General features: G+C 69.3%; 16 protein-coding genes. 8 read left to right on the top strand and 8 right to left on the bottom strand.

What is annotated here, in order from left to right:
- Positions 1 to 49: 49 nt before the first annotated feature.
- The 6 genes from F8M74_RS24665 to F8M74_RS24640 all read right to left on the bottom strand — a co-directional run bounded on the left by F8M74_RS24665 (position 50) and on the right by F8M74_RS24640 (position 6,886).
- Positions 50 to 892: a formyltransferase family protein gene (locus F8M74_RS24665; protein WP_141255518.1), complete on the bottom strand. Its 843-nt coding sequence runs from the start codon at positions 890 to 892 to the stop codon at positions 50 to 52.
- A 2-nt stretch (positions 893 to 894) separates the two neighbouring features.
- A complete protein-coding gene (locus F8M74_RS24660; protein ID WP_141255517.1) occupies positions 895 to 2,088 on the bottom strand; it encodes a GNAT family N-acetyltransferase in 1,194 nt (397 codons plus the stop codon).
- Entirely contained in the window at positions 2,085 to 3,353 is a 1,269-nt protein-coding gene (locus tag F8M74_RS24655; protein ID WP_141255516.1) for a GNAT family N-acetyltransferase, read from the bottom strand. The genes F8M74_RS24660 and F8M74_RS24655 overlap by 4 nt, the downstream gene beginning before the upstream one ends.
- Before the next feature lie 44 nt (positions 3,354 to 3,397).
- A complete protein-coding gene (locus tag F8M74_RS24650; protein ID WP_141255515.1) occupies positions 3,398 to 4,678 on the bottom strand; it encodes a sterol desaturase family protein in 1,281 nt (426 codons plus the stop codon).
- A gap of 40 nt (positions 4,679 to 4,718) precedes the next feature.
- Positions 4,719 to 6,023: an aminotransferase class I/II-fold pyridoxal phosphate-dependent enzyme gene (locus F8M74_RS24645; protein WP_141255514.1), complete on the bottom strand. Its 1,305-nt coding sequence runs from the start codon at positions 6,021 to 6,023 to the stop codon at positions 4,719 to 4,721.
- Positions 6,024 to 6,475: 452 nt separating this feature from the next.
- Positions 6,476 to 6,886 carry a hypothetical protein gene (locus tag F8M74_RS24640; RefSeq protein WP_141255513.1) on the bottom strand — a complete coding sequence of 137 codons (411 nt, stop codon included), beginning with the start codon at positions 6,884 to 6,886 and terminating at the stop codon, positions 6,476 to 6,478.
- A 216-nt stretch (positions 6,887 to 7,102) separates the two neighbouring features.
- On the opposite strand from F8M74_RS24640, the gene F8M74_RS24635 reads away from it, so the two are divergent.
- Positions 7,103 to 9,547 (top strand): hypothetical protein, encoded by a 2,445-nt coding sequence (locus tag F8M74_RS24635; protein WP_141255512.1) that lies wholly within the window; start codon positions 7,103 to 7,105, stop codon positions 9,545 to 9,547.
- Positions 9,548 to 9,569: 22 nt separating this feature from the next.
- On the opposite strand, the gene F8M74_RS24630 is transcribed toward F8M74_RS24635, so the two are convergent.
- Positions 9,570 to 10,556 carry a zinc-dependent alcohol dehydrogenase family protein gene (locus F8M74_RS24630; protein WP_141255511.1) on the bottom strand — a complete coding sequence of 329 codons (987 nt, stop codon included), beginning with the start codon at positions 10,554 to 10,556 and terminating at the stop codon, positions 9,570 to 9,572.
- A gap of 324 nt (positions 10,557 to 10,880) precedes the next feature.
- Between F8M74_RS24630 and F8M74_RS24625 the strand changes: the two genes are divergently transcribed.
- Positions 10,881 to 11,840 carry a lysylphosphatidylglycerol synthase domain-containing protein gene (locus F8M74_RS24625; protein WP_141255541.1) on the top strand — a complete coding sequence of 320 codons (960 nt, stop codon included), beginning with the start codon at positions 10,881 to 10,883 and terminating at the stop codon, positions 11,838 to 11,840.
- On the opposite strand, the gene F8M74_RS24620 is transcribed toward F8M74_RS24625, so the two are convergent.
- Complete coding sequence (locus F8M74_RS24620; RefSeq protein WP_141255510.1) at positions 11,776 to 13,989, bottom strand: molybdopterin-dependent oxidoreductase; 2,214 nt, start codon at positions 13,987 to 13,989, stop codon at positions 11,776 to 11,778. The two genes, F8M74_RS24625 and F8M74_RS24620, sit on opposite strands and share 65 nt — an antisense overlap.
- Positions 13,990 to 14,150: 161 nt before the next feature.
- On the opposite strand from F8M74_RS24620, the gene F8M74_RS24615 reads away from it, so the two are divergent.
- From F8M74_RS24615 to F8M74_RS24590, 6 genes are all read left to right on the top strand, one after another.
- Positions 14,151 to 15,062, top strand: coding sequence for a hypothetical protein (locus F8M74_RS24615; RefSeq protein ID WP_141255509.1), 912 nt, complete (start codon positions 14,151 to 14,153; stop codon positions 15,060 to 15,062).
- A gap of 98 nt (positions 15,063 to 15,160) precedes the next feature.
- On the top strand, positions 15,161 to 16,165 hold the full coding sequence (locus tag F8M74_RS24610) for a 3-oxoacyl-ACP synthase III family protein (protein WP_141255508.1): 1,005 nt from the start codon (positions 15,161 to 15,163) through the stop codon (positions 16,163 to 16,165).
- A gap of 169 nt (positions 16,166 to 16,334) precedes the next feature.
- Positions 16,335 to 16,889, top strand: a complete 555-nt coding sequence (locus tag F8M74_RS24605) for a chalcone isomerase family protein (protein WP_141259060.1) — start codon at positions 16,335 to 16,337, stop codon at positions 16,887 to 16,889.
- 131 nt (positions 16,890 to 17,020) lie between these two features.
- A complete protein-coding gene (locus F8M74_RS24600) occupies positions 17,021 to 17,824 on the top strand; it encodes an OmpA family protein (RefSeq protein ID WP_011550976.1) in 804 nt (267 codons plus the stop codon).
- 39 nt (positions 17,825 to 17,863) lie between these two features.
- The gene (locus F8M74_RS24595) at positions 17,864 to 20,476 is read left to right on the top strand and encodes a TonB-dependent receptor (protein WP_141259061.1); all 2,613 of its coding nucleotides are present in this window, start codon (positions 17,864 to 17,866) and stop codon (positions 20,474 to 20,476) included.
- A gap of 2 nt (positions 20,477 to 20,478) precedes the next feature.
- Positions 20,479 to 21,307, top strand: an 829-nt coding sequence (locus tag F8M74_RS24590) for a hypothetical protein (protein ID WP_141259062.1), incomplete at its 3' end; no start/stop codon positions are given.

Genomic DNA, 21,307 nt, shown 5'->3' with positions numbered 1-21,307 from the left:
TCCACGCCGGGCGGGAGCCTCTCCCGTCCGGCGTGTCGTTTCCGCCGCGCTATGCCGCCAGCACGTCCTCGAAGGCGAGGATGCGGCGGAAGTCCGACGCCCGCCAGAAGGTGTTCCCCTGGGCGTGGAAGCGGCGCAGCTCCTCCCGTTCCGGCCAGGAGCGGTAGGGATGGCGCGCCCGGCTCACGTCGATGGGGCGCGCGTCCGGTGTCTCTCCTCGCTCCAGCGCCTCGATGTGCCGCTTGAGCAGGGCAATGCCCGCCGCGGTCGCCTTCGCCGTCAGCGCCAGGTGTGAATCGGTGGCCGTGCGGGTGAACGCGCTCTGGGCCAGCACGTCGCCCGCGTCGATGCGCGCGGTGGTGCGGTGGAGTGTCGTGCCAATCTCAGACACGCCGTTCAGCATGGCCTGGAAGACGGAGTCCACGCCGCGGAACTCCGGCAGCATCGATGGATGGATGTTCAAACAGCCATGGCGCGGCAAACTGAGCAGCGGCTCCCGGATGATTTGATCGCACATGCTGGTGAGGAACAACTCCACCCCGTGCCGCTCGAGCTCGCTCACCGTGGCCGCTCCGGAGAAGTCATCACTGATGACCAGCGGAATGCCATACGCCTGGGAGAGCGCCTGGAAGCTCATCAACCCCGAGGCGGGAATGCTGAAGGGCAGCGAGCCGCTCAGCCCGGCGAGTACGTTGTAGCCGGTGAAGCGCGGGCCAAACTGCTTCAGGAAGACAGGCAGCACCTGGGCCGGGGTGTAGCGTTTCTTCTGGAAGCGCAGGCCCCCCGCGGACAGGAGGATGCACGCGGGCGTCAGCCCTGCTCGCCGCACCAGGGTGTTGGCGAAGTACAGGGACATGACGGAGGGAATGCAGCCGTAGGCGAAGCGGAGCATGGTCAGGCGGCCTGGTCAGTGGGGGGCTGCGAGTCGTCGTCGAACGTGGAGACGCGGAACTTCCGCCGCTCCTGCGGCTGCTTCTCGCTCAGCAGCGCGGGCAGCAGGGGATTGAGCAGGGGCCGCAGCCACGCGGACTGGATGCGGGCGGCCATCGTCATGCCCTCCAGCTCCGCGCCCACCGTCTGCTTCACGAAGTAGCTGGTGAGGCCCAGGTCCACCACTCGGCATCCCGTGCGGGCCGCGTGCTCGATTTCCTTCCACATCATCAGGTAGTAGGCCGGCGTGCCTTCCGTCCGGGCGTAGTCCATGCCGATGCAGAAGGGGTTGTTGATGCCGCCCCCGGTGCCCGTGAGGATGAAGGCAATCAGGTGCCCGGCCGAATCCCGCAGCGTGAGGAAGCTGCTGGTGGTGGGCATCCGCTCCGCGATGGTCTCGAAGAAGGCCCGAGGGAACGGGTTGCGCTTGAACTCCGAGGCGCCCTCATGGACCTGGAGGTAGAGCGGGTAGCACTCGTCGATGAGGGGGCGGAAGTCCCGCACCCGCTCCACCTGGAAGCCCAGCGCCTCCGCGTCCTTCAGCTTCTTGCGCAGGTTCTGCCGCGACTTCTTCTTCAGCCGCTGGAAGTGGGCCTCGCTGCTCAGCCCGTCCAGCGTCACCATGGCCATGGGGTGGTTGGCCACCTGCTTGAAGCCCCGCTGGAGGAACCACGACTCCAGGCGCACGTCCTCGGGCAGGGCCTCCATGAAGTCGCGCACCAGCAGCAGCGCGGCGTTGCCACACACCTCGTCGCAAGCGGCGAGCAGCTCCCGCGCGAAGTCATGCTCGGACACGCGCTGCGCGTCGTACCACCAGTGCCGCTCCGCCGTTTCGAAGGTGCCGACCATGCCCAGGCCCAGCGACAGGAAGCCGGGCAGCACCTTGCGCACGCCTTTGGTCAGCGTGCCCACCTGCTCCGGCAGCAGCAGGCTCAAGTCCAGGCGCTCCTCGGTGATGACCGCCAGTCCGACGACGTCCGCGCCTTGCGACACGATGAGGTAGCCGAACTTCCGCTCCGGGAACGAGTCCTCCAGGCAGGAGAGAAACGCGGCGCTCTTGAAGGGGTGGCCCCGCGCCACCTTGTCGTCCCACAGCACCTGGGGCACGTCCTGGATGCGAGGGACGACTTTCGTGGTGATGCCCGCCTTCGCCGTCATTCGTCGCCCTCCGCGTCCAGCCGCTCGAAGTGGATGCCATGGCGGGCCAGGCCGTCGTCGTTCTCCTTCATGTCCCGGAACACGCGCTGCGAGCGGGGCAGGGGCGTGGGCGGGAAGAGCTCCGCGCCGAAGCGCTTCAGCAACTGGTCCAGCACCGGGTTGGTGTGGTGCACGGCCAGGTACAGCCGGTCCACCACCGCGCCGATGCTGGCCTTCACCGCGTAGCTCGTCTGTCCCAGCTGCACCACCGACTTGCCCTGGGACTCCAGCACCTCCACGATTTTGTAGATGCTGTTGAAGTACAGCGAGCCCTCGTCGCGGAGGCTGTAGTCCAGGCCCAGGTAGATGGGGTGGACCCACTCCGCGTCCTTGAGGAACAGCTCGAAGGACACCAGCTGCTCGCCCTTGAAGCACAGGAGCGCGAAGACGCGGTCGCCCAGGCGCTGGGGCAGCTGGGCGAAGAAGTCCACGCTGAGCGTCTCGAAGCGAATCTTCGAGCGGTTGAGGACCTGCAGGTACAGCGGGTGCATCTGCGCGGCGTAGCGTGAGAAGTCGGAGACGGTCTCCCAGCGCATGCCCGCCTCCTGGACGCGGGCCATGCGGTTGTTCATCAGGGAGCGGTACTTCTTGCGCAGCCGGTCCTTGAAGGTGCTCTTCCCCGGCTCGCCCAGGTACAGGTAGGTGGTGGCCGCGCTCTCCACGAAGTTGAAGCGCGGGGACAGCACGTCCTTCACCTCGGGCAGCTTCTGGGAGGTGAACTCCTTCATGAAGACCAGGCCCAGCTTCAGGTGCCGGGCGCGGGCAATCACCTCGCGGGAGATGGCGCGCAGCACGTCGTCACGCCGCGCCTTCGGCAGGTCCGCGCGCACGCCCAGCAAGTCCTTGCAGATGGCGATGGGCGTGCCGATGACGAACGCGTTCAGGAAGAGGAAGTCCGGGAACGCGCGGCGGACCTGGGACACCACCTTGTTGACGTTCTCCGGGGCGATGACCGTCAGCGACATCCGGAAGCGGAAGCAGGGGACGATGGCCACCACCGCGCCCTCGTTTCGGAGGACCAGGTAGTGGAACCGCACGTCCTCGATGCTGGCGGCCTCGGTGGCCTGGTGCAGTTCGAAGGACTGCATCACGTCGGTGGGCGGGAAGCAGGTGTGCCAGTCCTCCCGGCCGATGTCGTTGATGGAGCCGACCCAACGCACGTCGAGGGGGCGCGGGAAGGTGTGGAAGGCGGGAGCGCTTCCGGTGACGGGTGCGGACGCGGTCATGTCTTTCGGGTGGGTTGGGGACGTCGAAACAGGGGGCGGGGCTTTCAGGCGGCTATGGCGCCGGAGCCTCGGTTGGAGGTGTCAGCGCCTTCGTGGAACGCGGCGCGGAAGCGCAGCAGCCACGCGGCGCTGAGGACGGGGTGGAGCAGGATGGGGAGCGCGCTGACCAGCGGCACGCCCTCCATCAGCGCCAGGGCGGGACCCAGCAGCGCGATACCCGCCAGCCGCGCGAACTCCTGCCGCCATGCGAAGGCGCGCGAGTCCATCAGCGCGCCCAGGCTCCAGGTACCGAAGAGGACCAGCCCCAGCGTCACGGCGCGGGCCCCGGGGCTGAGCGTGTCCAGGTACCACGCCAGCAGCAGGATGCTGGCCGCCAGGCTGAAGAACTGTGTCACGCAGTAGGCGGTGACGGGCATGGGCAGGCGCGGGTCGTACTTCTTGAAGGTGGCGGAAGGGCCGTCATCCGGGTGGCCGGTGAAGCGCTCCTCGCGCAGCGACGGCGGGTTCCAGTCCGGCCCCTTGATGAAGCACAGCACCTTGTCGGCCAGCCGCGCGCAGGCGGCGGACTTCTGGAGCAGCTCCACGAAGTAGTGGAAGTGCGCGGTGAAGGGGTTCCACGAGCGCAGGCTGCTGCGCAGGCCGTAGACGGGAGGCTGGTCCTTCAGCTCCGGCTGGTAGGTGCGGAAAAGCAGGTCCCAGACGACGAGGATGTTGCCGTAGTTCTTGTCGATGTACGGCGTGTTGCGGCTGTGGTGGACCCGGTGCTGGGAGGGCGTGACGAGCACGTACTCCAGCCAGCCCAGCGGCGGGACGTAGGTGTTGTGGATTGCGTACTGGAAGATGAGCTGGATGCCGGTGATGCCCAGGAACACCTCCGGCGCGATGCCCAGCAGCGCCATGGGCACGAAGAAGGGCCACGTGGTCAGCTCACCCAGCGCGCTCTGCCGCACCGCGAGGCCGAAGTTCATGTCCTCGCCGGAGTGGTGGGCGACGTGGACGCCCCACATCCACGCCATGGTGTGGTGCATCCGGTGCGCCCAGTAATAGAAGAAGTCGTAGGCGAAGAAGGCCACCACCCACGTCCACGCGGAGTCGTTCGCCAGGCTGAAGAGGGCGTGGTGCTTGTAGACGTAGCCGTAGAAGACGAAGGTGGCGCCCGCGATGACCACGCTGCCCAGGACGGTGAGCAGGCTCATCGTCACGTTGGTGAGCAGGTCATTGAGCCGGTAGGCCGGCTTGCGCCGCAAGAGCCCCACCACCAGCTCGATGAGAATGGGAGCGAGGAACACAGGCAGGCCGTAGAGGAGCTGTTCCTTGAGGTCCATGGCGGGTCTTCCAGTGGCGTGGGTGGCGTAGGGCGCCGGCTCAGGTGCCGGTCTGCTGGAGCGGCGGCGCGTCCTGGAGGTTGAGTTTGCGGCTGCAGCGGTCCAGCGCGTCCAGGAAGCGGTCCAGGTCCGCCTGGGTGAGGTTGGCGCTGACGTTGATGCGCAGGCGCGTGCGGTTCTTGCTCACGGCGGGGTAGCCCACCGGGTTGACGTAGATGCCCTCCAGGTGGAGCAGCCGCGTCAGCTCGAACGTCTTCTCGTAGGCGGGCATCAGGATGGGGATGATGGGGGACTCGCTGTTCATGCAGTCCAGGCCCATGGCGCGGATGCCGGCGCGCAGGTAGTTCTCGTTGTGGTGCAGGCGCTCCTGGAGCTCGGGCTGCTCCTGGAGGATGCGGATGCCCTCCAGCAGGCCCGCGGCGATGGGCGGCGGCAGCGAGGCGGAGAAGATGTAGCCGTTGGAGCCGAAGCGCAGCAGGTCGATGGTGGCCTTGGCGCCGGCCGCGAAGCCTCCGATGCCCGGCAGGCCCTTGCTGAGGCTGCCGGTGAGCACGTCCACCTGCGACTGGAGCCCGAAATAGGCCGGGGTGCCGCGGCCGTTGGGGCCCATGGCGGCGGTGGCGTGCGCATCATCCACGAGGACGAAGGCGTTGTAGCTCTCCGCGAGCGCCACGATGCCCGGCAGGTCCGCCACGTCGCCGTCCATGCTGAAGACGCCGTCGGTGATGATGAACTTGCGCTGCTCGTACGGCAGCTTTTTCAGCGTGGACTCGATGCTGCGCAGGCTCTTGTGCCGGTAGGTGCGGATGTCCGTGCCGGACAGCTTCAGCCCGTCGATGATGGACTGGTGGTTGAGCATGTCCGACAGCACCACGTCGCCCTCGCCGCACAGCGCGGACAGCACCGACAGGTTCGCCGCGTAGCCGCTGCTGTAGGTGACGCAGTCCTCGAAGCCCAGGAACTCCGCCAGCGCGCGCTCCAGCTCCAGGTGCAGCTCACACGTCCCGTTGAGCAGACGCACGCCGCTGACCGTCGTCCCGTAGCGGCGCAGCGCCGCCTCCGCCGCGGCCACCACGCGCGGGTGCCCGTTCAGCCCGGAGTAGTTGTAGGAGCCGAAGTGGAGGACGTCCCGAGGCCCCTCCGCGTCCAGCCTCACATCCCTGCGCGTCGGACTGAAGCTGACGCGCGCCTCCCGGCCTGGCATCCCGTGAAACACCCGCCCAATGACGTCACAGTGATGGTTGTCCACGTAGTAATGGACCGCCTTCTGGACTTCCTGGAGCCGGGCTGAGCCCACGGCGAGATCACGGTTCTTCTCGGGAAAGGCATTGCGGGTTGGGTCCATGACGGTGGCTTCCTGGTGCGCGTCTGGCGGGCACTTCCGTCCGCCGGACAGACGCGTCCCGCCCTCCGCGCCACTCAAGCCGCGGATACGAGCGTACGAATCCTGACCGGCGGTCCGGAAGGAGGGGCCGCTGTTCGTGGAGAGGTCTCCAGCGCAGTTGTGACGATGTGTGGGTTCTGGGCAGCCACGCCGCTGAGCATTCCTGAGGATGCTCGATACGGTCCCCCCGTTCGTGGCGAATCACAAATATCGAGCAATGGACAGCGTGTCAATGGATAGCCAGATTTTTATGTAAATAGCGGATTCTTTGCCTGGGCCATCCTTCCACTTCCTTTGGCGCGCTCAACCCATGGCGTGTGCCGGGCGCGTCTGTCGAAAAGAAAGGAGGAGCGGGCGTGTCGGGCACGCCCGCTCCCCGGGCTTCCATGCGTCAGTCGGGTCGCGGGATGGGTTTACGGAGCTTCGGCCGGGACGGTGCACGTCCACTGGCCGTTGTGCATGCACTGGCAGTTGCCGATGGGCATGTCTTCGATGCAGCACTTCCGCTTGGAGCCGCTGGGGGAGCATGCGAGGCCGAGGACGTTCACGCACGCCTCTCGCGACAGGCTGCAGTCGAGCGGCGGCGGGGGCGTGGTGGGGCAGTACTGGTAGTTGCCGTCACACTGGACGTAGTTGTCGTTGGACGCGGAGCAGGTCGTGCCCCAACACGAGAGCGACGGGCCCGTCGCACACTCCGTCGAACAGGAGACGAGGGCGTTCGACTCCTGCCCCAGCTCCTCCCGCGGCTCCACGGCTTCAACGCCACCACAGGCCACCAGGGTGGATACGGCGAGCGCCGCCAGGACAGCAAAGGTCTGCTTCATGGGTGGTTCTCCTTGGGTGAGGGCTACTGGTTGCAACAGACGGAGTCAGCGCTGCCCAGGGCCGCGCGGAGGTTGAGAGGAATTGAAACATTTTGCGTTACAGTCGCGCCATGGCATTGCGAATGATTCGCGGATGCCGTGTGGCTTTGCCGTATAATTGCGTCGCGACGGTTGAGGGGTGGGGCGGAGTGGCCCCTGTCGGTGTAGAGAAGACGCATGCCTCCCCCGCTAGAGAATGGTGCCCGCCGAGGGGCCCAGGTCCGCTGCCCGGCCTGCACGCGCTTCCACGCGCCGGGCCTCCTGTGCCCTCGGTGCGACTGCGGCCCGGTTCCTCCGGAGCGGTACGGCGCCGCGCGGATGCTCGTGCACGCGGGGGTGGACCGGTATGCGCTGGCGGACCGGGTGTTGCTCCTCCCCACCTCGATGGCGGAGCGGTTGGAGTCGCGCTACGCGAGGATGTGGGCCCATGTGCGGCGCCTGCTCGTCGACGTGCGGCGCTACGAGCAAGCGTTGTTGCTCCGGGGCTTCGAGGAGGAGGTCGAGGACCGGTGGGCCCAGCGGCTTCCCTGGCACGTGCCCGAGGAGGAGTCCGCCGCCGAGCCGGAGGAGGGGCTGCACACAGCCGTTCCCGCGCTGGAGGCACGGTGGCTCTCCGCGCTGGTGGACGTCCACGAAGGGACGCCTTCGCGCGCGGCGCTCGACATGGTGCTGACGTGTCTGGAGGATGACGGCCGCTTCGGCTGCGAGGCGGCGCTGGCGCTCACCCGGTGGCGGGTGTGGTCACGCGCGCGCAGGTCCCGGGTGGCCACCGAGCGCATCGCGCGGCTCGCTCGCGCCGCCTTCGCCCGGTTTCCGGAGCAGGGGGCGCGCGCCGCCGTGGCGTGGATGCGGGCCACCGGGCAGGCGCCGGACGCGGACCTGCTGCTCGCGCTGCGTGAGGGCCTGCGCCATCCGGACGCGGACGTGCGCTTCGAATGCGCGCTCTGCTTGCAGGACGAGGACGGCCTCCTCGCGGCCGTGGAGTCCACGGACCTGGCGCGGGCCGCGGAGGCGCGTCGGTCGTTGGCGGCGCGGGGCTCCGTGCGATTGCTGGAGCGGATGGCGTCGCGGGGAGACGCGGACTTCGCGCTCGACGTGTTGCGGCGGTTGCCCGCTCAGGCGCCTCCGGGGGCGCTGAGTGCGTTGCTCGCCGTGTCCCACCGGGTGGAGGGCGGACTGGCGGAGGCGCTGCATGGCTGGGCCCGTGGCCGGCCTTTCGCGGCGTTGCCGCCGGAGGAACGAGCGTTGTGGGTGGACTGGGCGCTCGCGCGGCTGGCGCGGCTCTCCGCGGCGGATGCTCTTCGTTTCCTCGAGTGGGCCGCCGCCGCGCGGGACGCGGACCGCGTGGCGGAGACGCGCGCCTTCGTCTCCGCGGTGTCCGAGTCCCTTGCGCGAGAGCCACCATCGCTTCGCGCCAGCCGCTTCCAGGACGCGGCCTTCTCCCGGTTCCTTACGCTCGCTGACGAGGAGGATGCACTCCGGTTGAACACGTGGAGTCGCGAGGCGCCGTGCACGGAGCCGTTGTTGGAGGCGGTGCTGTCACTGCCCTCTCGGCTGCGGTGGGGCGATGCGTTCGCTCCCGGCCAGGGCGCGCGTTTGCTGATGGCGCTCTGGACGGGGGAGGGCCGCGAACGCCTGCTGGCGCCGCTGGCGAAGGTGGTGCGCGGGTGGAATGGCGACAGTCAGCAGGCCGTGTTCATCGACGTCGTGTGGCGGCGTTTCCAGCAGCACCCGGACGAGCGCACAGACTTGTTGGCCACCTTCACGCCGTGGAGGGCGGCACTCTGGGAACGGCAGCAGGCGGCGGAGCCCGACGCGGTGGTGTGCTTCCAGACGTGGTGGCCGGTGGAGGACCCGGAGCAGCTGCCGGAGTGTGTGGATGCGCTGGTCCGTCAGTCGCCCCCGGAGGACCTATCGCGCCGCCTCGAACCGGTGTGGAAGGCGGCGGAGGTCCGGGTGGATGCGTGGCCGCGTGCCACGTCGCTCGCGGTGTCATACGCGGCGGCGGTGTTGTCGGGGACCGTGAGGCGGGACGTCGACGCGCTCGACCCGGACGCGGAGCGCTTCCTGGCCTGGTTCCCCAGCTTCCGGGAGCGTGTCGTCGCCGCGTCACCTACGTCGAGCGAGCGGAGCTACTCCCACGACTTCCTGGAGGACATCGAGGTCGATGTCCGGTTGATTCGGGAGCACCTCGAGCGGAAGCGGCAGCGGGAGGACCAGGCGCGCGAGGCGGAGCTCCGGCGCATGGTGGAGGCGTCCCGCCAGCGGGACTTGGAGCGCCAGCGGGAGTTGATGGCACGTCAGGTGGATGCGCCACCGCCCATGCATGACGTGGAGGTCGCGCCGCTGCGCACGCCGCTGGTGCTGCTGAATCCGCGTGGGCCGGTGCAGCCGCTCGACCTGGAGGTGTGCTTCCCGGAGGCCCGGCTGCGCACGCTGCTGGACTACACGCGGCTGTTGAAGGTCATCAGCGCGAACAACGACGTGATGGCGGTGTTCGAGGCGCACGGCCTGTCGGTGGCCACCTGGACGTCGGAGGCCACCGCGTGGGGGACGCTGCTGGTGCGGCGCCCGGAGTTGGCCCTGCGCTTCGGGGAGTTGTTCCAGGGCCCTTGGGGCTGACGGGGCGGCGGTCCTCGGCGCCTCAGAGCGCGCCGTTGGGCGTGAGGAGCACCTTGCCGGCGCGCCCACCTTCCATGGCGCGCGTCAGGGCCTCCTGAATGGACTCCAGGGAGAAGGTTCCCTCCACCGGAACGTGGAGTGTGCCCTCCGCCACCTGCTTCGCGAGCCGGGCGAAGAGGGCGCCCTGCTCCTCGCGCGGCGTCTTCTTCATCCACGTCACCAGCCAGAAGCCGCGCAGGGTGATGTCCTTGAAGATGGTGGCGGCGGCTGACAACCGAGGGCCCTTGCCGCTCATCACGCCGTAGTTCACCACCACGCCGCCGCGCGTGAGCACGTCACCCAGGCGCCGGGTGGACTCACCGCCGACGGCGTCGATGGCCAGCCGGACCTTGGCGCCGCCCGTCACCTCGCGCACGCGCTCCGGCAGTTCATCCGAGTCCAGCAGCACGGCGTCCGCGCCCAGCGCGGTGAGCTCCGGCGCCAGTTCTTCACGCCGCACCACGTTCAGCGTCTTGAAGCCAGCCTGCTTCGCCAGGGGGATGATGGAGCGGCCCACCGCCGAGTTGGCGGCGTTCTGTATCACCCACTCGCCGGGCTGCAGCGCGACGAAGTCCCGCAGCAGCAGGTCCGCGGTCGGAGGATTGATGAACAGCATGGCGGCCTGCCGTAGGTCGGTTCCCGGTGGCACCCGCAGGAGCGAGTCCGCGGGAGCGACCAATTGGGTGCACCAGGTGCCCGTGCCCAGCGGGAGAAATACGACGTCACCCACCTTCACGGCGCTGGAGTCCTGGACCTCGACGACGCGGCCGACGCCTTCGTTGCCGGGCACCGCGGGGAGCTTCGGGAGCTGTCCGTACTGGCCGCTGAGCGTGAGGATGTCGGAGGGATTGATGGGTGTGGCCAGCACGTCAATCCGGGCCTCGCCCGGCTTCAGCGCCACGTCCGGCTGCTCCACGACTTCCACCACCTTCAGTGGCTGTCCGAAGGCTGAGAACCGCACTGCTTTCATGGGACGCTCCATGCTTCGTGTGGGAGTGTGGGGCGCACCCTAGCGGCCTTCGAGGGGCGCGCCGAGCATCCAAGCAGTCGCCGTGCCCCACCGCCTTGCCTTCCGGGGGCGGGGCGCCTGTCCATCGCTGGACGCGGGCTCCGCGTGGGCGGGGACAGGCGGACAGGCGGGGCTCGCCAGTTGCGTCCACGCTGCCCACTTTCCGCAGCGGGCAACGGGACGGCGAGGAGGTCGATGGTGAGCAACGCGCACGGGGAGTTGTCCCTGGCCCCGCCAGCAGGCGCTGTGGGAGCAGCGGCGCCGCAGCGGGTCCTGAAGCGGTGGATGGTGGTGGGGCTTCGGCCCGTCTTCGCGCTGGCGGGTGTGGGCACACTGGCGTTGCTGGTCCACAAGGCCGGGCCCCGCGAACTGGGCGCCGTGTTGTCCGGCGCAGCGCCCTGGCTGCCGTGGGTGGTGTTGCTGGAGTTGGGGCGGCAGTGCATGGACGGGCTGGCCACGCGGCGTGCCTATGGCCCGGGAGCGGGGCGCGTGCCCTGGCGCGTCCTGGCCCGCGCGCAGCTCATCGGTACCGCGGTGTCCAGCATGGCCCCGGCGGGCCGCGCCGCGGCGGAGGCCACCAAGGCGGCCCTGCTGAGTCCCTACATGGGCGGGGGAACCGCCACCGCGGCGGCGGCGACCTCGCAGGCGGCGTCCCTGGCGGCGGGAGGCTTCATCTCGTTCCCCTGCGCCCTGGCGTCCTACCTGCTGACGGGCATGTCCCTCTTCACGATGCTCATGCTGGCGCATGGCGTGTTGCTGGTGCTGCTGTCGGTGGGCGTGCGCGCGTGCATGCGCGCGAAGCGGCCCGGTGCGTGGCTGGTGTGTCGCTTCAGCCGCTGGGCGCTCCATGCGGAGCAGTTCAAGGCCTCGGCGCGGTGTGGCTCGTTGCTGCCGTGGTCGCCCATGCTGGCGTTCTTGTGCAGCCGGCTGTTCCAGGTGGCGCAGTACGGCGTGCTGACCTACGCGGTGGGCATCGACACCTCACTGGTGCAGGCGTTCTTCGCCCAGGGCCTCTACCTGTGCGCGCTGGCGGTGGGCTCGCTGGTACCAGGGCAGGTGGGCGTGAGTGACGGCGCCTTCGCGCTGGCGGCGGGCGTGCTGGACACCACGGCCGCGCGCGCCATGTCGGTGGCGCTACTGGGGCACCTGGTGCAGCTGCTGTTCGTGCTGGTGGGGGCGCTCATCCCGCTGGTGTGGCGGATTCGGGCGCCGCTGCCCGTAGCACCCGCACCGGCGTGCCGCTGAAGGCGGCGTTGCCGCAGAGCGCGTCCACGGTCTGCGCGTCCGTGAGGTCGTTGTGGCTGGCGCCCGCGTGGGCGGTGGCCACGGCGAGCCAGGTGCCCTGGCGGCCATGTCCGTAACCGTGGGGCAGGCTCACCACGCCGGGCATCACCTCGTCCGTCACGTGGATGGGCACCGTCACCGTGCCCACGCGCGAGGTGACGGTGGCCTCCATGCCGTCGGCGAGCGCCCGCCGGGCCGCGTCCTCCGGGTGCATCATCAACGTGCAGCGCGGCTTGCCCTTCAGCAGGCCCGGTACGTTGTGCATCCAGGAGTTGTTGTCGCGCAGGTGCCGCCGGCCGATGAGCAGCAGCTCGCCACTGTGCTGCTCGGGGACGGTGTCCTGGGGGAAGGCTGCTTGCAGGCGTCGCACGTCCGCCACCAGCAGCTCCGGCGCCAGGTGGATGCGGCGGTCCTTCGTCTGGAGACGCCGGGGCAGGCAGGACTGGAGCGGCCCCAGGTCGATGCCGTGGGGCGACTGGCGCAGCTTCTCCAGGGTGAGGCCCTGCTTCGCCGGGTGGACGCGCGCGCCGTAAGGCCCCAGCCGCAGGCCCAGGTCCAGCACCCGCTCCGGACCCAGACGGGACAGGGCCTGGTACTTGAGCGTGGCGCGCACGGAGGGGCGGCCCTTGCGCAGCGTCAGCAGCCGGTGCTGGAGGGCGAGCAGAATCTGCCAGTCCTGGCGGCTGTCCGGCCCGGGCTCGAAGAGGGCGGGCGAGTACTTCGCGGTGTTGCGCACCGCCAGCGCGTGGAAGGCGATGTCGTAGTGGCTGCGCTCCAGCGGTGACACCGGCGGGAGGATGAGGTGTGCGTGGCGCGTCGTCTCGTTGAGGTACGGGTCGATGCTCACCATGAAGTCCAGGCCCGCGAGCGCCTGTTCCATCCGAGCGCCATCAGGCGTGGACAGCGCGGGGTTGCCCGCGACGGTGAGCAGCGCGCGGACGCGGCCTGGGCCTGGCGTGAGCATCTCCTCCGCCATCGCCGCCGTGGGCAACTCCCCCGCGAACTCGGGGAGCCCTCGCACGCGGCTCTTCCAGCGGCCGAAGCCGCCGCGGCCCACCGCCAGGGCCCGGGGGCCTCCGACGACGTCGAACGCGGGCAGGGTGAACATGGCGCCGCCGCGCCGGTCCAGGTTGCCGCTCACCACGTTGAGCACGGTGATGAGCCATTGGCAGAGCGCGCCGAAGGCCTGGGTGGACACGCCCATGCGGCCGTAACACACGGCGGCTCGCGCGGAGAGGAAGTCCCGGGCGATGCGGCGCAGGGTGTGCGCGGGCACGCCCGTGTGCGGTGAGACCTTCTCCGGAGGGAAGTCCCGGGCCAGTGCACACACGGTCTCCAGGCCATCGGTGAAGGCATCCAGCGGCCCCAGGCGTGGCGCGTGCTCCACCACCGCCACGTGCAGCAGGGCGAGCAGCGCGAGCGCATCGGTCCCCGGCCGGATGAAGACGTGCGTGTCGGCGATGGCCGCCGTCTCCGTGCGGCGTGGGTCCATGACCACGATGCGGCCGCCGCGCTGCTGGATGGCACGCAGGCGGGCGCGCACGTCGGGCGCCGTCATCAAGCTGCCATTGGATGCCAGGGGATTGGCGCCCAGCACGAGCATGTAGCCGGTGTGGTCGATGTCGGGAATCGGCACCATCAACTGGTGGCCGAACATGAGGTAGGCGGTGAACTGGTGCGGCAGCTGGTCCACGGACGTCGCGGAGAAGCGGTTGCGCGAGCGCAGCGTGCGCACCAGCTCCGGGGCGAACAGCATGTTGCCCAGGTTGTGGACGTTCGGGTTGCCCAGGTACGAGCCAACCGCGTCACGGCCGTGCTCCCGCTGGATGGCATGCAGGCGGCGCGCGGTCTCATCCAGCGCGTCGTCCCAGGAGACGGACTCCCAACCGCTGGCGGTGCGGCGCATGGGGCCGCGCAGCCGGTCCGGGTCCTGGTGCAGGTCCTCCAGCGCCAGGGCCTTGGGACAGACGTGGCCCCGGCTGAAGGGGTCCTCCGCGTCACCCCGGATGGAGGTGATGCGTCCGGCGTCCAGCTCGATGCGCAGGCCGCACATGGCCTCGCAGAGGTTGCAGGTGCGGAAGTGGACCTGGGGACCCGGGGCGGCGCTCATTCGCGGAACTGTAGCGCGCGGCGGAGGGCCGTCCGCCCGGCGGCGCAGGTCGCGCTTCCATCCGTCTGGGTTCAGACGATGGGCTTCCTGGCGGACTGCACGATTTCAGCGGCACACGTGCGAGAGGCCCGTGAAAGGATGGCGTCCCAGGAGGGCAGCACATGCACCGCGTGTATCCGTTCGTCGTCTCCCTGGGGCTCTCGCTCGCGCCGCTCGCCGCCCATGCCACGGCGCCGGCTGTGCCCGCGGCCGAGGTGAAGGCACCGACCATCCAGTTCAAGCAGGTGAACGCCCGCGTGGGGTACCAGGAGGAATTGGACAACGCCGTGGACATGCGGCTGGCGCTCGACCTGCGCGCTTCGGACATGGACAAGCCGATGTCGGTGGCGATGTCGGTGACCTCGTCCAGCCGCCACACGGTGACGGTGCTGGCCGCGAAGGGGAAGGTCATCTCCAAGGTGAAGATGGCGTTCGACGACGTGGGCGAGGTGGCCGAGCAGCAGGGCAAGGTCCAGCGCAAGGCGAGCCCCATCAGCCGGAAGACGTACCTGGCGGAGTGGAAGAAGGACCGCGTGGTCATCACGAACGCGGCGGGCAAGCCGGTGCCCAAGGAGGAAGCAGACGAGGTGGCGAAGCACCTGCCGGAGCTCGGCAAGCCCGACCGGATGGAGGCCGCCTTTCCGAAGAATCCGCTGGCGGTGGGCGCCACCCTGGATGGCTTCTCCGATACGCTCGCGAAGCAAATCGTGGACGAGCAGGGCGATAACACCCGTGTCACCCAGGCGCGCGCACGGTTGGTCGAAGTGCGTCAGGACCCGCGCGGCGCCGTGGGCATCTTCGACGTGGCGATGACGGTGTTACGCCAGGAAACCAATGCACCGTTCCTGCTGACCATTCCGCTGCAAGGGCAGATGTCCGTCCTCGCGGAGGGCATCCAGTTGCTGGAGCTCACCTTGTCCGGGCCGGTGAAGGTGGAGCTGACCGACGACGCCGTCGAGCAGGGCTTCGAGGCGCGCGGCGAGGGCGCGATGCGGCTGCGGCTCATGGGCCGGAAGGCTGACGCCGCGCGTTAGGCTGATGGCCCGGCAGGCCGTCTGCTGTGCGCGAAGGCGCGGAGGCGTGACAGACGGCTGACAGAGTTTTGGGAGGCTGCGCGGTTAGAGGGTTCTGAATGTATCTGCACGCGCTCGGCCACTTCCATCCTCCCAACCTTCTGACCAACGCCTTCTTCGAGGAGCTGGGGCTGGAGACCAGCGATGCGTGGATTGTGGAGCGCGTGGGCATCCGCACGCGGCACACGGTGCTGCCGCTGGACTACCTGCGGGAGACGCGCAACCGCGACGTGCGCGCGGCGCAGGAGGCGGCGCTCTTCAGCAACGCGGAGACAGGACGCCGCGCGGCGCTGATGGCGCTGGAGCGCGCGGGGCTGAAGCCGTCTGACATCGGGCTGGTGGTGGCGGGCGGATGCAGTCCGGACGAGTGCATTCCCGCCGAGTCCAACCGGGTGGCGCAGCTGCTGAACATCAATGCGCCGGCGGTGGACCTGCAGAGCGCTTGCTCGTCCTTCTGCATGCAGCTGCACTTCCTGGCGGGCATGCGGCCGGAGCGGATGCCGGACTACGTGCTGGTGGTCAACATGGACAACTCCACGCGCGTGGTGGACTACACGGACCGCTCCAGCGCGGTGCTGTGGGGAGACGGCGCGTCCGCGGCCATCCTGTCGCCGCGCGTGCCGGGGCGCTGGCACCTCACGGAGACGCTGCTGGCCGGAGACCCCTCGGGCGCGGACAAGGTGCGCGTGCCGCGCATGGGGCACTTCACCCAGAACGGCGGCGAGGTGCAGAAGTTCGCCATCCGCCGCGCGGGGGAGACGTTCCAGGCACTGCGCACGCGCTTCATGGGCCGTCACCCGGACCAGGGCGCGGGGGCCGTCACCTTCATCGGGCACCAGGCCAACCTGCGCATGCTGGAGGCCGTGCAGCGGCGGTGTGAGGTGCCGGATGCGCGGCACTTCTTTAACGTGCACACCCGAGGGAACACCGGCGCCGCGGGCGCGCCCAGCGTCCTGAGCGAGCACTGGGACGACCCCGCCGTGGGAGACGCGGTGGTGCTGAGCGTCGTGGGCAGCGGCCTGACATGGGCCGGTGCCCTGCTGGAGCGTACGCCGGCGCGGTGAGCCGCTGCGTCGTGGCCCCTCGCGGTTAAGTGCCCGACGTTGAGCCACCAGGACCTGTCGCCGTCCACTGCCGTACAACGTTGCCCTGCCGGGCGTTGGCGGTGCCGGGCATCGTGTGCAGCGTATGTCCTGTCGGATTCAGTGGGGTCCGGGGTCGGGGGGCGGGCGCATGGGTACTCGAGCGTGGGGTGGGAATCTGCGGTGTCTCGTGGCGGGCATGCTGCTCGTCGCGGGCGCCGCGCAGGCGGGACAGAAGCAGGTCGGCGGCGTGCACATGCCGGTGTCGCTGAACCTCAAGGGGCGCACCGTCGAACTCGCCCACATGGAGCTGCACAAGCAACTCTTCTTCAAGGTCTACGTCTGGAGCCTCTACATGGAGGACCGGCCACGCTCCACGCACGAGGCCATCAACTCCAACTCCGTGAAGCGGCTCCACTTCCACTTCCTGCGCAACATCTCCAGGGATCAGCTCGTGGGCAGCTTCCGGGACGGGTTGGAGCACAGCCCCGCCCTGAGTCAGGGGCCGCTGGCGAACCACCTGCGCATCATGCTCGCGTCGCTGAAGGACGTGCAGAAGGGCGAGGACCTCATCATCACCTACACCCCGGGTGTCGGGCTCGAAGTCGGAGGAGACGCCTCCGGTGGCGTCTACATCCCCGGCAAGCACTTCGCGGACGCACTCTTCTCCGTCTGGCTCAACTCTCATCCTATTTTTCCGCGCTGACTGACGCGCCTGGCTGGCCGTCAGTCATTCATTCGTTTCAGCTCAAAATATGTGCGAGGTTCTTCCTGACCCGGAGCACCACCAGCGATAGGCTGGCGCTTCATTCACAGGTGTCAGGAGGACACGTACATATGCGGAAACCGTTGGTTCTGGCTGCACTCGTCGCGCTCTCCACCACGGGCTGCGTTTCGCAGGGGAAGTTCGACGCCAAGGCGCTCGAGGCGGAGAACTTCGCCAAGGGCCTCAACGACGAGAAGGGTGCTCGCGAGGCCGCCGAAGCCAAGGTGAAGGCGCTGGAAGAGAAGATCGCCGAGCTGGAGCAGGAGCGGGAGGCGCTGAACACCCGCCTGGGCACCGCTGAGTCCCGCCTCACCGCGGGCGCCGCGGAGCGCCGCGCGCTGGAGGAGAAGAACTCTCAGCTGGCCGCCCTCAACGACGAGCTGGCGCGCAACACGAAGAAGCTGGCCCAGGCGAAGGAGGAGCTGGAGAAGCGCAGCTCCGAGTACGAAAACCTGGCCCAGAGCCTCAAGCAGGAGATTTCCGACGGCAAGATTGAGCTGTCCGAGCTCAAGGGCAAGATGACCGTCCAGCTCAAGGACAAGATTCTCTTCGCCTCCGGCTCCGCCCGGGTCGGCAAGGAAGGCGAGGAGGCGCTGAAGAAGATCGCCGACGCGCTCAAGACGGTGCAGGGGAAGATCATCCGCGTGGAAGGCCACACGGACGACGTCCCGACCGGCGGCGGTCAGTTCCCGTCCAACTGGGAGCTGAGCCTGGCGCGCGCCATGGCGGTGGTCCGTTCACTCCAGAACGCTGGCGTGGACCCGACGTTCCTCTCCGCCGCGGGCTACGGGCAGTACCAGCCCATCGCGGCCAACGATTCGGCGGAGAATCGCAGTCTGAACCGCCGCATCGAAATCGTGCTCGCGCCGAAGTAGGCGCCGCACTAGGAGGGGCGCGGGAGTCCCGCGCCCCTCATGAAAATCCTTCTCGCCGTCCTCTGCCTCCTCGCCGCCACTGGCGCCGCCGCTCAGCAGGACGCGGGCGTCACGGATGCCGACGCCGGCGCGCCCCAGGGCGTGCTGACGAAGCCCCCCGCGCTGATGCGCCAGGTGGAGGCCGTCTATCCGCCGGAAGCCGCTGCCCAGCAGCTCGAGGGCACGGTGGTGATGTGGGTCGACATCTCGGAGACGGGCGCCGTCTCCAACGTCGAGGTGTCCCAGCCCGCCGGCCACGGCTTCGACGAGGCCGCCGTGGAGGCGGTCCGCCAGTTCCAGTTCGAGCCCGCCGAGGTGGACGATGTCCCCGCGCCGGTGCGCATCGAATACGCCTACCAGTTCGTCTTCCGTCCACCGCCGCCAGAGGGTGAGGACGCCGCCGCCGTGGAGCTCGAGGCCCCGGTGAACTTCAGCGGCCGGGCGCTGGAGCGGGGCACGCGGGACGCGCTCGTGGGCGCGGAGGTGGTGCTGCCCGCGCTGGATCGCTCCACCGTCACCGACGAGGAAGGCCGCTTCTCCTTCCGCGGCATCCCGCTGGGCACGCACGAGGTGCTGGTGGTGCAGAGCGGCTACGAGCGCTTCCGCACCGAGGAGACCTTCACGGAAGGCCAGGAGACGCGCGCCACGTACTACGTGCGCAAGCGCATCTTCGGCGCGTTCGAGACGGTGGTGCGCAGCGAGCGCGAGCGCAAGGAGGTGACGCAGACGACGCTCCAACTGGCCGAGGTGCAGCGCGTCCCCGGCACCCAGGGCGACACGCTGAAGGTGGTGCAGAACCTGCCCGGCGTGGCGCGCCCCGCCTTCAACGGTGGCCAGCTCGTCATCCGCGGTACGGGCCCGCAGGAGTCCGGCGTCTTCCTCGACGGGCAGCGGATTCCGCTGCTCTACCACTTCGGCGGCCTCACCTCCGTCTACAACTCGGAGCTGCTGGAGGCGGTGGACTACCTGCCCGGCAACTTCTCCGCGTACTACGGAGACATCACCGGCGGCGTCATCAACGTGCGAAGCCGTGAGCCGCGCACGGATCGGCTCCACGCCACCGTGGGCGTCAGCCTCATCGAATCCAACGCGGTGGTGGAGGGGCCCATCACCGACACGCTGAGCTTCGCGGTGGCGGGACGGCGTTCGTACATCGACCTGGTGCTGGGCCTGGTGCCACAGGGCGACAACGGCCCCAGCCTCCAGGTGGCGCCGCGTTACTACGACGCGCAGCTCAAGCTGGTGTGGAAGCCGAAGTCGCGCCACACCTTCACGCTGCAGGGACTCACCTCCAGAGACAGGCTGGGGCTCGTCTTCGACCGGCCGGCGGATGACGACCCCACCGTCACCGGTGGGCTGAACGTCACCACCGGCTTCAACCAACTGCGCCTGCGGCACCGGTACCGCGCGGACGCGCTCACCCTGGACACGCACGGCCTGGTGGGCAACACGCTGGTCCAGTTCGGCATCGGCGACCGCGGCCTGCGCATCGCCTCCACGGACCTGAACCTGCGCTCCACCGTGGAGTACGCCTTCGGGGAGGCGCTCACGCTGGCGGGCGGCATCGACGTGGTGAGCAACTTCGCCCGCGTCACCGCGCGCATCCAGGGCCTCTCCCGCGAGGGGGAGCCGCCCACGCCCACCGTCACCGATGACGTGCTCACCGCGGACGGCGACTTCCTCCAGTACTTCCCCTCCACCTGGGTGGAGGCGCGCTGGCGCCCCGTGCCGCGCCTGCTGCTGGTGCCGGGCCTGCGCGCGGAGAGCTACGTCTTCACCGACCAGACGGAGGCCCGCCGCACCTTCAACCCGCGTCTGGCGGTCCGCTACGGCCTGACGGACACGCTGACGCTCAAGGGCGGCGCGGGCGTCTACCACGGGCCTCCCGTGCAAGATGAGCCGAGCGTGGCCTTCGGCAACCCGGACCTGCGTGCGAAGCGGTCGCTCCAGTACAGCGTGGGCGCGGAGTGGCAGGCGCGGCCGGAGTGGTTCGTGGGCGGCGAGGTCTTCTACAACGACCTGGACGGGCTCATCGTCCGCTCCAACGCCACGGTGGTGCGCAACGGCCAGCGGGTGCCCGAGCGCCTGAGCAACGGCGGCGTGGGGCGCATCTACGGACTGGAGGTGCTGGTGCGCCGCGCGCTGACGGACCGGCTCTTCGGCTGGGTCTCCTACACGCTCAGCCGCAGCGAGCGCCGGGACGCGCCGGGCGTGGGCTGGCGCCTCTTCGACAATGACCAGACGCACGTGCTGACAGCGATTGCGTCCTACAAGCTGCCGGCGGGCTGGGAGGTGGGCGCGCGCATGCGCTTCGCTTCGGGCAACCCCACGACGCCGGTGGTGGGCTCGGTGCGCGACGACGGGTCGGATGTCTTCATCCCGCTCTACGCGGCGGTGAACTCGCGCAGGCTGCCGTCCTTCAACCAGCTGGACATCCGCGTGGACAAGAACTTCGCCTTCGAGAAGTGGGCGCTCAACGTCTACCTGGACCTGACGAACGCGTACAACAACCCGGCGGTGGAAGGCATCGCCTACAACTACAACTACACCCAAAGCGCTTTCTTTGAAGGACTGCCCATCCTTCCCATCATCGGCGCCCGGGGGAGCTTCTGAGCATGCGTTCCATCCTCCCCGCGCTCGTGGTGCTGCTGCTCGCTGGCTGCGGGCCCGACTTCGAGCTTCAGAGTGAAATCCGGCGCGTGCGCGTGCTGGCCATCCAGGCGGAGCCCGCCGAGCTGGTGGTGGACCCGGATGCCTCCTCGCTGCCCGGGCCCATGACGTTCAACGCGCTGGCGGTGACGCCGGACGCGCGACCCGTCACCGTCCGCTACGCGCTGTGCCGCTTCACTGGCAATCCCTATGACGGGCGGTGCCCGGGGGACGACAGCGTGCCGTTGCCGGACGGCGAGCTGTCGCTTTCGGACCCGAACGTGCAGGCGGTGTTGCTGGAGGCGCTGGCCGCGGGCAATCCGGGTGGCGGTGGAACGCTGGACCCCGAGGATCCGGCGCTGCGCGAGGCGCTGGCCCGGGGCATTCCGCTCTTCATCGGTTACGAGGCCACGGACGGCAGCGGCACACCGGAGGGCACGGAGCGCGGCGTGCGCCGGGTGACGTTACGGGCCACCACCACGCCCAACCAGAACCCGGTGGTGTCGGACGTCCTGTGGGACGGCGCGCCGCTCACCGGCCCGCTGCCTGTGTCGCGCGAGGTGACCTTCACGCCGGTGCTGGCCGAGGGCAGCGTCGAAATCGAAGAGACGGACGAAGGCCCGCGCCCCGAGCAGGTCTTCTTCAGTTGGTTCGCCACCGGCGATGGCGAGGTGAAGGAGTTCCGCTCCCAGGAGCCCGTGGAAGGCCGGCCGGGTGACCCGACGTCGGCGTACGACACCCCCGCCACGCCCCAGCGCGTCACCTTCTGGGTGGTGGCGCGGGATGGGCGGGGCG

The organism is Myxococcus sp. CA023, assembly GCF_010998615.1.
Taxonomy (GTDB): domain Bacteria; phylum Myxococcota; class Myxococcia; order Myxococcales; family Myxococcaceae; genus Myxococcus.
The sequence above is the reverse complement of the archived record's forward strand: the minus strand, read 5'-3'. Positions and strand labels throughout refer to the sequence as shown.

Bases quoted from the DNA above. Each gene is read 5' to 3' on its own strand.
- F8M74_RS24635 (WP_141255512.1), top strand. From the start codon at position 7,103: ATGCCTCCCCCGCTAGAGAATGGTGCCCGCCGAGGGGCCCAGGTCCGC.
- F8M74_RS24640 (WP_141255513.1), bottom strand. From the start codon at position 6,886: ATGAAGCAGACCTTTGCTGTCCTGGCGGCGCTCGCCGTATCCACCCTG.
- F8M74_RS24620 (WP_141255510.1), bottom strand. From the start codon at position 13,989: ATGAGCGCCGCCCCGGGTCCCCAGGTCCACTTCCGCACCTGCAACCTC.
- F8M74_RS24605 (WP_141259060.1), top strand. From the start codon at position 16,335: ATGGGTACTCGAGCGTGGGGTGGGAATCTGCGGTGTCTCGTGGCGGGC.
- F8M74_RS24665 (WP_141255518.1), bottom strand. From the start codon at position 892: ATGCTCCGCTTCGCCTACGGCTGCATTCCCTCCGTCATGTCCCTGTAC.
- F8M74_RS24615 (WP_141255509.1), top strand. From the start codon at position 14,151: ATGCACCGCGTGTATCCGTTCGTCGTCTCCCTGGGGCTCTCGCTCGCG.
- F8M74_RS24610 (WP_141255508.1), top strand. From the start codon at position 15,161: ATGTATCTGCACGCGCTCGGCCACTTCCATCCTCCCAACCTTCTGACC.
- F8M74_RS24660 (WP_141255517.1), bottom strand. From the start codon at position 2,088: ATGACGGCGAAGGCGGGCATCACCACGAAAGTCGTCCCTCGCATCCAG.
- F8M74_RS24625 (WP_141255541.1), top strand. From the start codon at position 10,881: ATGGTGGTGGGGCTTCGGCCCGTCTTCGCGCTGGCGGGTGTGGGCACA.
- F8M74_RS24655 (WP_141255516.1), bottom strand. From the start codon at position 3,353: ATGACCGCGTCCGCACCCGTCACCGGAAGCGCTCCCGCCTTCCACACC.
- F8M74_RS24650 (WP_141255515.1), bottom strand. From the start codon at position 4,678: ATGGACCTCAAGGAACAGCTCCTCTACGGCCTGCCTGTGTTCCTCGCT.
- F8M74_RS24600 (WP_011550976.1), top strand. From the start codon at position 17,021: ATGCGGAAACCGTTGGTTCTGGCTGCACTCGTCGCGCTCTCCACCACG.
- F8M74_RS24595 (WP_141259061.1), top strand. From the start codon at position 17,864: ATGAAAATCCTTCTCGCCGTCCTCTGCCTCCTCGCCGCCACTGGCGCC.
- F8M74_RS24630 (WP_141255511.1), bottom strand. From the start codon at position 10,556: ATGAAAGCAGTGCGGTTCTCAGCCTTCGGACAGCCACTGAAGGTGGTG.
- F8M74_RS24645 (WP_141255514.1), bottom strand. From the start codon at position 6,023: ATGGACCCAACCCGCAATGCCTTTCCCGAGAAGAACCGTGATCTCGCC.